Origin of the sequence: Gilliamella sp. ESL0405 (genome assembly GCF_019469205.1) — a bacterium.
In the GTDB taxonomy this organism is placed as follows: Bacteria; Pseudomonadota; Gammaproteobacteria; order Enterobacterales; family Orbaceae; genus Gilliamella.
In genome coordinates, this window is sequence record NZ_CP048265.1 from 197768 (window position 1) to 206961 (window position 9194).

Consider the following 9194-nt stretch of genomic DNA (forward strand, 5'->3'; position numbering starts at 1 on the left):
ATGTTACAACCAAAGCGTACAAAATTCCGTAAAGTGCACAAGGGCCGCAATCGTGGTCTTGCTGTAAGTACTGACGTTAGTTTCGGTACATTCGGTCTTAAGGCTGTGGGTCGTGGTCGTTTGACTGCGCGCCAGATCGAAGCAGCACGTCGTGCAATGACTCGTGCAGTTAAGCGTCAAGGTAAAATCTGGATTCGAGTTTTCCCTGATAAACCAATTACTGAAAAACCACTTGAAGTGCGTATGGGTAAAGGTAAGGGTAACGTTGAATACTGGGTTGCACAGATTCAACCAGGTAAAGTCCTTTATGAAATGGACGGAGTACCGGAAGAAGTTGCTCGTGAAGCATTTGCGTTGGCAGCTGCAAAACTGCCAATTAAAACCACCTTTGTGATTAAGACGGTGATGTAAATGAAAGCAAAAGAGCTACGCGAAAAAAGCGTTGAAGAGTTAAATACTGAACTTCTTAATTTATTACGTGAGCAATTTAACTTACGTATGCAATTAGCTGGGGGTCAGTTAACACAGACTCATATGTTAAAACAAGTGCGTCGTAATATTGCACGTGTTAAAACATTATTAACTGAGAAGGCGGGTGCGTAATATGACTACTGAAGTAAAAATTCGTACTCAGCAAGGTCGTGTTATTAGCGACAAAATGGATAAATCTATTACTGTAGCTATTGAACGTAAAGTGAAGCATCCGTTATATGGTAAGTTCATTAAACGTACGACTAAATTGCATGTACATGATGAAAACAACGAGTGTGGTATTGGTGATACTGTTGAAATTAAAGAGTGTCGTCCATTATCAAAAACCAAATCTTGGACTCTTGTTCGAATCGTTGAAAAAGCAGTTAAATAATCTTTATTGATTAAAAACTGTACATAATATAATAAACGGCCCAACAGCCGTTTATTTTATGCTATCCATTTTATTTGAGTGGTGTTATACTATGCGCCCTCACATATGTGGGTTTTTGGTTGTCTATTCTTATCCATGGTAGTTGAGGTGGATGAAGGTAGATTAGACAATAATTTATTTATACGGAGCATTAAAATGATCCAAGAACAGACTAGGCTAGATGTTGCCGATAACTCTGGCGCACGTAGCGTAATGTGTATCAAGGTTCTCGGTGGATCGCACCGTCGTTATGCAGCGGTAGGTGATATCATCAAAGTTACCATTAAAGAAGCAATTCCACGTGGTAAAGTGAAAAAAGGTGATGTACTTAAAGCTGTTGTCGTGCGCACTAGAAAAGGTGTTCGTCGTCCTGATGGATCTGTCATTCGTTTCGATCGCAATGCTTGTGTTATTTTAAACAATAACAGTGAGCAACCGATTGGTACGCGTATTTTTGGACCGGTCACTCGTGAACTTCGTTCTGAGAAGTTTATGAAGATCATTTCATTAGCACCAGAAGTACTGTAAGGAGCGGGTAATGGCAGCGAAAATCCGTCGAGAAGATGAAGTTATCGTGTTAACCGGTAAAGATAAAGGTAAACGCGGTAAAGTAAGAAGTGTTTTGTCTACTGGTAAAGTGATTGTTGAAGGTATCAATTTGGTGAAAAAACACCAAAAACCTGTACCTGCATTAAATCAAGAAGGTGGAATTGTTGAGAAAGAAGCAGCAATTAATGTTTCTAACGTCGCAATTTTTAACCCGGCTACAGGCAAAGCGGATCGCGTAGGCTTTCGTATTGAAGACGGTAAAAAAGTCCGTTTTTATAAGTCTACTAATGAATTAATCAATTAAGTAATTTGGAGTGTACGATGGCGAAACTGCATGATTACTACAAAGCACAGGTAGTAAATAAACTGCAAGAACAGTTTGGCTACAAATCTGTCATGCAAGTCCCTCGGATCGAAAAGATCACCTTGAATATGGGTGTGGGTGAAGCAATTACTGATAAGAAATTATTAGATAATGCGGTTGCAGATTTAGCAGCAATCAGTGGTCAAAAACCACTTGTCACAAAAGCACGCAAATCAGTTGCTGGTTTTAAAATCCGTCAAGGGTATCCTATTGGTTGTAAAGTCACTTTACGTGGCGAACGTATGTGGGAATTTTTTGAACGTCTAGTTTATATTGCTCTTCCTCGTACTCGAGATTTTCGTGGTTTAAGCGCAAAATCTTTCGATGGTCGTGGTAACTATAGCATGGGTGTTCGTGAACAAATCGTTTTCCCTGAAATCGATTATGATAAAGTTGATCGTGTTCGTGGTTTAGATATTACTATCACCACTACTGCACAATCTGATGAAGAAGGCCGAGCTTTATTATCTGCCTTTAACTTCCCATTTCGTAAGTAAGGTAGGGCATAATGGCTAAACAATCAATGATTGAACGCGATAAGAAACGCGTAAAGCTAGCAGAAAGATATTTTGCAAAGCGTCAAGAATTAAAAGCGATTATCTCTGATCTTAATGCATCAGATGAAGATCGTTGGAATGCAGTGCTTAAATTGCAAACGCTTCCTCGTGATTCTAGTCCATCACGTCAACGTCGTCGTTGTCGTCAAACAGGTCGTCCTCATGGCGTCCTTCGTAAGTTTGGTTTAAGCCGTATTAAGGTCCGTGAATCAGCCATGCGTGGTGAGATTCCAGGTCTTAAAAAGGCAAGTTGGTAATCAGGGGAGTGTTATAGATGAGCATGCAAGATCCTATAGCAGATATGTTGACCCGTATTCGTAACGGTCAAGCTGCGAATAAAGTTGCAGTCACCATGCCTTCCTCTAAGCTAAAAGTGGCAATTGCCAATGTGCTAAAAGAAGAAGGTTATATTGGGTACTTTAAAGTTGTTGGTGACACTAAGCCAGAATTGGAAATCACTTTAAAATATTTCCAAGGTAAAGCTGTAGTAGAAAGTATTAAACGTGTTAGCCGTCCAGGTTTACGTATTTATAAACGTAAAGACGAATTGCCAAAAGTAATGGCTGGACTAGGTATCGCAGTTATTTCTACTTCTAAAGGTGTTATGACTGATCGTGCAGCACGCCAAGCTGGTCTTGGTGGTGAAATTATCTGCTACGTAGCGTAAGGGAGAAAAAAATGTCTCGTGTTGCAAAAGCACCTGTCGTTGTTCCTGCTGGCGTAGAGGTAAAACTCAATGGTCAGGTAATTACGATTAAAGGTAAAAATGGCGAGTTATCTCGTACAATTAATAAAGCTGTTGTAATTAATCAAGAAGAAGGTCAAATTAAATTTGCACCTCGTGAAGGTTTTGCTGATGCTTGGGCTCAAGCAGGTACAGCTCGCGCATTGATTAATGCAATGGTAGTTGGTGTTACTGAAGGTTTTACAAAAAAACTTCAGCTAGTTGGTGTCGGTTATCGTGCACAAGTTAAAGGTAATGCAATTGGTTTATCTCTTGGATATTCACATCCAATTGAACATCAATTACCTGCAGGTGTAACAGCTGAGTGTCCTTCTCAAACTGAAATCGTACTAAAAAGTGCTGATAAACAGTTAATCGGACAAGTAGCAGCAGATATCCGTGCTTATCGTCGTCCTGAACCTTATAAAGGTAAAGGTGTTCGTTACGCAGATGAAGTTGTGCGTACTAAAGAAGCTAAGAAAAAGTAAGGTAACACTATGGATAAGAAATCAGCTCGTATCCGTCGTGCAACTAAAGCGCGTCGTAAGATGCATGAACTACTTGCAACTCGCTTAGTAGTTCACCGTACTCCGCGTCATATTTATGCGCAGATTATCGCACCAAACGGATCAGAAGTACTGGCAGCCGCTTCTACATTAGAAAAAGCTATCAGTGAAAGTTTAAAATACACTGGAAACAAAGATGCAGCAGCAGCAGTTGGTAAAGCAATCGCAGAGCGTGCATTAGCGAAAGATATCAAAGAAGTTTCTTTTGATCGTTCGGGTTTCCAATATCATGGTCGAGTTCAGGCGCTAGCAGATGCTGCTCGCGAAGCTGGCCTACAGTTCTAAGGTAGGAGTTAAAGATGTCAAACATCGAAAAACAAGCTGGTGAACTGCAGGAAAAATTAATCGCAGTTAACCGAGTTTCTAAAACCGTAAAAGGTGGTCGTATTTTTAGTTTTTCTGCACTAACTGTTGTTGGTGACGGTAACGGTCGCGTAGGTTTTGGATATGGTAAAGCACGTGAAGTGCCAGCAGCAATTCAAAAAGCAATGGAAAAAGCACGTCGCAATATGATCAATGTTGCTTTAAATAACGATACTTTACAGCATCCGGTTAAAGGTGCTCACACAGGTTCTCGTGTTTATATGCAACCAGCATCAGAAGGTACCGGTATTATCGCTGGTGGTGCGATGCGTGCAGTATTAGAAGTTGCCGGAGTTCGTAACGTTCTAGCTAAAGCATATGGTTCTACTAACCCAATTAATGTGGTTCGTGCAACAATCGATGGCTTAGAAAATATGAAATCACCTGAAATGGTTGCTGCTAAGCGTGGTAAAACCGTCGAAGAAATTTTGGGGTAATTAGCCATGGCAAAAACAATTAAAATTACACAAACTCGTAGTTCAATTGGTCGCCTTCCGAAGCATAAAGCAACGTTAGTAGGTCTAGGATTACGTCGTATTGGTCATACTGTTGAGCGTGAGGACACTCCTGCTATTCGCGGTATGGTAAACCAAGTTTATTACATGGTTAAAGTTGAGGAGTAATAGTAATGCGTTTAAATACTTTATCTCCTGCTGAAGGTTCAAAGCATGCACCGAAACGTCTAGGTCGAGGAATCGGTTCTGGACTAGGTAAAACTGGTACTCGTGGTGTTAAAGGTCAAAAATCTCGTTCAGGTGGCGGCGTTCGTCGTGGCTTTGAAGGTGGTCAAATGCCTTTATATCGTCGTTTACCAAAATTTGGTTTTACCTCACGTAAAGCTCTAGTTACAGCTCAAGTTCGTCTTTCAGATTTAATGAAAGTCGAAGGTGATATTGTTGACCTAAATAGCTTAAAAGTTGCAAATGTGATCAATTCACAAATCGAATACGCTAAAATCATGTTATCTGGTGAAGTAACTAAACCAGTAACAGTTCGTGGAATTCGAGTAACTAAAGGTGCTAAAGCTGCAATTGAAGCTGCTGGCGGAAAAATTGAGGAATAATTAGAAAGATGGCAAAGCAACCAGGATTAGATTTTCAAAGTACACGAGGTGGTAGTGGTGAGCTTAAAAGACGTTTAATATTTGTGCTTTTAGCGCTTATTGTTTTTCGTCTTGGTTCTTACATTCCCGTTCCTGGTATTGATACTAAAGCGTTATCGGACTTACTGACACAAGCATCAACTAATGGTATTGTGGGTATGTTCAATATGTTCTCTGGTGGTGCTTTAAGCCGTGCTTCAATCTTTGCTTTAGGGATAATGCCTTATATTTCTGCATCAATTATTGTGCAGTTATTAACAGCAATTAGCCCTAAACTAGCAGAATTGAAGAAAGAAGGTGAATCAGGTCGTAAAAAAATTAGTCAGTATACACGTTATGGAACATTAGCTTTAGCGATTGTACAGGCAGTTGGTATTGCGACTGGTTTACCGAATATTCCAGGTTATGGTCACGTGGTGATCAACCCAGGATTTTCTTTCTATTTTATTGCATCGGTTAGCTTAGTTACTGGCACTATGTTTCTTATGTGGTTAGGTGAGCAGATCACAGAACGAGGTGTAGGTAATGGTATTTCTATCATTATCTTTGCTGGTATTGTGGCAGGTCTTCCTCATGCAATATATGAAACAATTGAACAAGCTCGTTCTGGTTCATTGCATCCGATTTTATTATTAGTGGTCGCAGCGTTAGTGGTTGGTGTGACTTATTTTGTTGTCTTTGTCGAACGTGGTCAACGACGTATTGTTGTTAACTATGCGCAACGTCAACAAGGTCGCCGTGTGTATGCCGCACAAAGTACACATTTACCATTAAAAATTAATATGGCAGGGGTTATTCCTGCAATATTTGCTTCAACAATTGTAATGTTACCATCTATGATGGCTTCTTGGTTCCAAGGAAATGGTGAAGGATGGCGATATATTTTTGTTCTTATTGGACAATATTTTTCCCATGATCAACCGTTATACATTATCTTTTTTGCGGTAGCGATTATCTTCTTCTGTTTCTTCTATACGGCATTGGTTTTCAATCCGAGAGAGACAGCAGATCAATTAAAAAAATCAGGTGCATTCATTCCAGGTATCCGTCCGGGTGAACAAACATCTAAGTATATTGACAAAGTAATGACACGTTTAACGCTAATTGGCGCTATCTACATTACTTTTGTATGTTTGGTACCAATGTTTATGACAAGTGCGATGAAAGTTCCTGTCCAATTCGGTGGAACATCTTTATTAATTGTGGTTGTTGTAATCATGGATTTTATGGCACAAGTACAGACTTTAATGATGCCAAATCGTTATGAGTCAGTGTTAAAGAAAGCGAATCTTAAAGGCTACGGCCGATAAGTTAGCCAGAAGTTACGGAGAAAAACATGAAAGTTCGTGCTTCAGTCAAGAAATTATGCAGAAATTGTAAAATCATCAAACGTAATGGCATTGTTCGTGTTATTTGCGTTGAAGGTAAACATAAACAACGTCAAGGTTAATTTATTTAGCTGTAAAGTTGAACTTTTGCATATTTTACTTGCCAAAGTATAGTAAAGCTGGCTAGAATAGCCAGCCTAAATTTATTTGTAAACCCGCTGTTTGAGTATCCTGAAAACGGGCTTTTCAGTATGGTGGGTTTGCTGAACATTAACAATAAAGGAGTGCATAGTGGCCCGTATAGCAGGCATTAACATTCCTGATCAACAACATACAGTAATTGCGTTACAAGCAATTTATGGTATCGGTAATACTCGCGCTAAGACAATTTGTGCTCAAGCGGGTATTCCTGAACATGTTAAGATCAGAGAACTATCTGAAGATCAGATTGAAAAGTTACGTGAAGAAGTCGCTAAATTCACTGTAGAAGGTGATTTACGTCGTGAAGTAACTATGAGTATCAAGCGTTTATTAGACCTTGGTTGTTATCGTGGCATGCGTCATCGTCGTGGACTTCCAGTCCGTGGTCAACGCACTAAGACTAACGCTCGTACCCGTAAGGGACCGCGTAAGCCAATCAAGAAATAATTGAGGTGATAATAAATGGCAAAGACACCTGTTCGTACACGTAAACGTGTTAAAAAGCAAGTTTCTGATGGTATAGCTCATATTCATGCATCATTTAACAATACAATCGTAACTATTACCGATCGTCAAGGTAATGCGTTGGGTTGGGCAACCGCTGGTGGTTCTGGTTTCCGTGGCTCTCGTAAGTCAACTCCGTTCGCAGCTCAAGTAGCCGCAGAGCGTTGTGCAGAAGCCGTAAAAGACTACGGAATTAAGAATCTGGAAGTTATGGTAAAAGGACCTGGTCCTGGTCGTGAGTCAACAATTCGTGCATTAAATGCTGCGGGTTATCGCATCACTAACATTACTGATGTTACTCCGATTCCTCATAACGGTTGTCGTCCACCAAAGAAACGTCGTGTTTAATTTTTATTAAACATCGAATGTTTAGGATTATTGGAGAAAAAAAATGGCAAGATATTTGGGACCAAAGCTCAAATTAAGTCGTCGTGAAGGTACAGATTTATTCCTTAAGTCTGGCGTCCGAGCGGTTGACAGTAAATGTAAGTTAGAACAAGCTCCTGGACAACATGGTGCGCGTAAACCGCGTTTATCAGATTATGGTGTTCAGTTACGTGAAAAACAAAAAGTTAGACGTATTTATGGAATTTTAGAACGTCAATTCCGTAATTACTATAAAAATGCAGCACGCATTAAAGGCAATACTGGTGAAAACCTACTTGCGCTTTTAGAGCGTCGCTTAGATAACGTTGTTTATCGTATGGGATTCGGTGCAACTCGTGCTGAAGCTCGTCAATTAGTTAGTCATAAAGCTGTTCTTGTTAATGGTCACGTTGTTAACATCGCATCTTATCAAGTTTCACCTGAAGATGTGATTAGTGTTCGTGAGAAATCTAAAAAACAAGCACGTATTAAAGCCGCTTTAGAGTTAGCTGAACAACGTGAAAAACCAACATGGTTAGAAGTTGATGCTAGCAAAATGGAAGGCGTATTCAAACGCTTACCAGAACGTTCAGATTTATCTGCTGACATCAACGAACATTTGATCGTCGAACTTTACTCTAAGTAAAGTTTAGCACTTAAGAGAGGACATAATGCAGGGTTCTGTAACAGAGTTTTTAAAACCTCACCTAGTTGATGTTGTTCAATACAGTCAAACTCACGCCAAAGTGACTTTAGAGCCGCTTGAACGTGGTTTTGGCCATACTTTAGGTAATGCACTACGCCGCATTTTATTATCATCAATGCCTGGATATGCAGTGACCGAAGTTGAAATTGACGGTGTTCTGCATGAGTACAGTACTAAAGAAGGCGTTCAAGAAGATGTACTTGATATTCTGCTTAATTTGAAAAAATTAGCAGTGCGTGTACATAATAAAGATGATGTAATGCTAACCTTAAATAAATCAGGTATTGGTGCAGTAACTGCATCGGATATCACTCATGACGGTGATGTTGAAATTGTTAATCCTGATTTAGTAATTTGTCATCTAACTGATGCAAATGCTTCAATTAGTATGCGTATTCGTGTGCAACGAGGACGTGGTTATGTCCCTGCTTCTGCTCGCGTTAAGTCAGAAGATGAAGAGCGACCAATCGGTCGTTTATTAGTCGATGCATGTTATAGTCCTGTCGAGCGCATTGCGTATTCTGTTGATGCCGCTCGTGTGGAACAACGTACCGATTTAGATAAACTGGTTATCGATATGGAAACCAATGGTACTATCGACCCAGAAGAATCTATTCGTCGCGCATCAACTATTTTGGCTGAACAACTTGAAGCTTTCGTTGATTTACGCGATGTACGTCAACCTGAAGTGAAAGAAGATAAACCGGAATTTGATCCAATCCTTCTACGACCAGTAGATGACTTGGAATTAACTGTTCGGTCTGCTAATTGCTTAAAAGCAGAAGCAGTTCATTATATTGGTGATTTAGTACAACGTACTGAAGTTGAGTTACTTAAAACCCCTAATCTTGGTAAGAAATCACTTACTGAAATTAAGGATGTACTCGCATCTCGTGGTTTATCTTTAGGCATGCGTCTTGAGAACTGGCCACCAGCAAGTATTGTTGAAGACTAAGATAA

19 protein-coding genes are annotated in these 9194 nt (G+C 39.9%); all 19 read left to right on the top strand.

The window, feature by feature from the left end:
* The 19 genes from rplP (at position 1) to rpoA (ending at position 9189) form a co-directional block, all read left to right on the top strand.
* Complete coding sequence (gene rplP, locus GYM74_RS00890) at positions 1 to 411, top strand: 50S ribosomal protein L16 (protein WP_025314389.1); 411 nt, start codon at positions 1 to 3, stop codon at positions 409 to 411.
* On the top strand, positions 412 to 603 hold the full coding sequence (gene rpmC, locus GYM74_RS00895; RefSeq protein WP_034902373.1) for a 50S ribosomal protein L29: 192 nt from the start codon (positions 412 to 414) through the stop codon (positions 601 to 603). It abuts the gene before it with no gap.
* Position 604: 1 nt separating this feature from the next.
* Positions 605 to 865, top strand: coding sequence for a 30S ribosomal protein S17 (gene rpsQ, locus GYM74_RS00900; RefSeq protein ID WP_220218636.1), 261 nt, complete (start codon positions 605 to 607; stop codon positions 863 to 865).
* A gap of 195 nt (positions 866 to 1060) precedes the next feature.
* A complete protein-coding gene (gene rplN, locus GYM74_RS00905) occupies positions 1061 to 1432 on the top strand; it encodes a 50S ribosomal protein L14 (RefSeq protein ID WP_025314392.1) in 372 nt (123 codons plus the stop codon).
* Between the two features lie 10 nt (positions 1433 to 1442).
* On the top strand, positions 1443 to 1757 hold the full coding sequence (gene rplX / locus GYM74_RS00910) for a 50S ribosomal protein L24 (protein WP_220218637.1): 315 nt from the start codon (positions 1443 to 1445) through the stop codon (positions 1755 to 1757).
* A 17-nt stretch (positions 1758 to 1774) separates the two neighbouring features.
* Entirely contained in the window at positions 1775 to 2314 is a 540-nt protein-coding gene (gene rplE / locus GYM74_RS00915; RefSeq protein ID WP_025314394.1) for a 50S ribosomal protein L5, read from the top strand.
* An 11-nt stretch (positions 2315 to 2325) separates the two neighbouring features.
* Positions 2326 to 2631: a 30S ribosomal protein S14 gene (gene rpsN, locus GYM74_RS00920; RefSeq protein WP_065634459.1), complete on the top strand. Its 306-nt coding sequence runs from the start codon at positions 2326 to 2328 to the stop codon at positions 2629 to 2631.
* A 17-nt stretch (positions 2632 to 2648) separates the two neighbouring features.
* Positions 2649 to 3041: a 30S ribosomal protein S8 gene (gene rpsH / locus GYM74_RS00925; protein WP_220218638.1), complete on the top strand. Its 393-nt coding sequence runs from the start codon at positions 2649 to 2651 to the stop codon at positions 3039 to 3041.
* A gap of 11 nt (positions 3042 to 3052) precedes the next feature.
* Positions 3053 to 3586 (top strand): 50S ribosomal protein L6, encoded by a 534-nt coding sequence (gene rplF / locus GYM74_RS00930; protein WP_220218639.1) that lies wholly within the window; start codon positions 3053 to 3055, stop codon positions 3584 to 3586.
* 9 nt (positions 3587 to 3595) lie between these two features.
* The gene (gene rplR, locus GYM74_RS00935) at positions 3596 to 3949 is read left to right on the top strand and encodes a 50S ribosomal protein L18 (protein WP_025314398.1); all 354 of its coding nucleotides are present in this window, start codon (positions 3596 to 3598) and stop codon (positions 3947 to 3949) included.
* A 14-nt stretch (positions 3950 to 3963) separates the two neighbouring features.
* Positions 3964 to 4464 carry a 30S ribosomal protein S5 gene (gene rpsE, locus GYM74_RS00940; protein ID WP_025314399.1) on the top strand — a complete coding sequence of 167 codons (501 nt, stop codon included), beginning with the start codon at positions 3964 to 3966 and terminating at the stop codon, positions 4462 to 4464.
* A 6-nt stretch (positions 4465 to 4470) separates the two neighbouring features.
* Positions 4471 to 4650: a 50S ribosomal protein L30 gene (rpmD, locus tag GYM74_RS00945; RefSeq protein ID WP_025314400.1), complete on the top strand. Its 180-nt coding sequence runs from the start codon at positions 4471 to 4473 to the stop codon at positions 4648 to 4650.
* Between the two features lie 5 nt (positions 4651 to 4655).
* Positions 4656 to 5090, top strand: a complete 435-nt coding sequence (gene rplO, locus GYM74_RS00950; protein ID WP_160403070.1) for a 50S ribosomal protein L15 — start codon at positions 4656 to 4658, stop codon at positions 5088 to 5090.
* Positions 5091 to 5098: 8 nt separating this feature from the next.
* The gene (gene secY, locus GYM74_RS00955; protein ID WP_220218640.1) at positions 5099 to 6439 is read left to right on the top strand and encodes a preprotein translocase subunit SecY; all 1341 of its coding nucleotides are present in this window, start codon (positions 5099 to 5101) and stop codon (positions 6437 to 6439) included.
* Between the two features lie 26 nt (positions 6440 to 6465).
* Positions 6466 to 6579 (top strand): 50S ribosomal protein L36, encoded by a 114-nt coding sequence (gene rpmJ, locus GYM74_RS00960; RefSeq protein WP_025314403.1) that lies wholly within the window; start codon positions 6466 to 6468, stop codon positions 6577 to 6579.
* Between the two features lie 169 nt (positions 6580 to 6748).
* The gene (rpsM, locus tag GYM74_RS00965) at positions 6749 to 7105 is read left to right on the top strand and encodes a 30S ribosomal protein S13 (RefSeq protein WP_220218641.1); all 357 of its coding nucleotides are present in this window, start codon (positions 6749 to 6751) and stop codon (positions 7103 to 7105) included.
* A gap of 15 nt (positions 7106 to 7120) precedes the next feature.
* Positions 7121 to 7510 carry a 30S ribosomal protein S11 gene (gene rpsK / locus GYM74_RS00970; protein WP_025314405.1) on the top strand — a complete coding sequence of 130 codons (390 nt, stop codon included), beginning with the start codon at positions 7121 to 7123 and terminating at the stop codon, positions 7508 to 7510.
* A gap of 43 nt (positions 7511 to 7553) precedes the next feature.
* Positions 7554 to 8174 (top strand): 30S ribosomal protein S4, encoded by a 621-nt coding sequence (gene rpsD / locus GYM74_RS00975; RefSeq protein WP_065577881.1) that lies wholly within the window; start codon positions 7554 to 7556, stop codon positions 8172 to 8174.
* A gap of 25 nt (positions 8175 to 8199) precedes the next feature.
* A complete protein-coding gene (gene rpoA / locus GYM74_RS00980; protein WP_220218642.1) occupies positions 8200 to 9189 on the top strand; it encodes a DNA-directed RNA polymerase subunit alpha in 990 nt (329 codons plus the stop codon).
* The last annotated feature ends 5 nt before the right edge of the window (positions 9190 to 9194 follow it).

Bases quoted from the DNA above. Each gene is read 5' to 3' on its own strand.
- rplP (WP_025314389.1), top strand. From the start codon at position 1: ATGTTACAACCAAAGCGTACAAAATTCCGTAAAGTGCACAAGGGCCGC.
- rpmC (WP_034902373.1), top strand. From the start codon at position 412: ATGAAAGCAAAAGAGCTACGCGAAAAAAGCGTTGAAGAGTTAAATACT.
- rpsQ (WP_220218636.1), top strand. From the start codon at position 605: ATGACTACTGAAGTAAAAATTCGTACTCAGCAAGGTCGTGTTATTAGC.
- rplN (WP_025314392.1), top strand. From the start codon at position 1,061: ATGATCCAAGAACAGACTAGGCTAGATGTTGCCGATAACTCTGGCGCA.
- rplX (WP_220218637.1), top strand. From the start codon at position 1,443: ATGGCAGCGAAAATCCGTCGAGAAGATGAAGTTATCGTGTTAACCGGT.
- rplE (WP_025314394.1), top strand. From the start codon at position 1,775: ATGGCGAAACTGCATGATTACTACAAAGCACAGGTAGTAAATAAACTG.
- rpsN (WP_065634459.1), top strand. From the start codon at position 2,326: ATGGCTAAACAATCAATGATTGAACGCGATAAGAAACGCGTAAAGCTA.
- rpsH (WP_220218638.1), top strand. From the start codon at position 2,649: ATGAGCATGCAAGATCCTATAGCAGATATGTTGACCCGTATTCGTAAC.
- rplF (WP_220218639.1), top strand. From the start codon at position 3,053: ATGTCTCGTGTTGCAAAAGCACCTGTCGTTGTTCCTGCTGGCGTAGAG.
- rplR (WP_025314398.1), top strand. From the start codon at position 3,596: ATGGATAAGAAATCAGCTCGTATCCGTCGTGCAACTAAAGCGCGTCGT.
- rpsE (WP_025314399.1), top strand. From the start codon at position 3,964: ATGTCAAACATCGAAAAACAAGCTGGTGAACTGCAGGAAAAATTAATC.
- rpmD (WP_025314400.1), top strand. From the start codon at position 4,471: ATGGCAAAAACAATTAAAATTACACAAACTCGTAGTTCAATTGGTCGC.
- rplO (WP_160403070.1), top strand. From the start codon at position 4,656: ATGCGTTTAAATACTTTATCTCCTGCTGAAGGTTCAAAGCATGCACCG.
- secY (WP_220218640.1), top strand. From the start codon at position 5,099: ATGGCAAAGCAACCAGGATTAGATTTTCAAAGTACACGAGGTGGTAGT.
- rpmJ (WP_025314403.1), top strand. From the start codon at position 6,466: ATGAAAGTTCGTGCTTCAGTCAAGAAATTATGCAGAAATTGTAAAATC.
- rpsK (WP_025314405.1), top strand. From the start codon at position 7,121: ATGGCAAAGACACCTGTTCGTACACGTAAACGTGTTAAAAAGCAAGTT.
- rpsD (WP_065577881.1), top strand. From the start codon at position 7,554: ATGGCAAGATATTTGGGACCAAAGCTCAAATTAAGTCGTCGTGAAGGT.
- rpoA (WP_220218642.1), top strand. From the start codon at position 8,200: ATGCAGGGTTCTGTAACAGAGTTTTTAAAACCTCACCTAGTTGATGTT.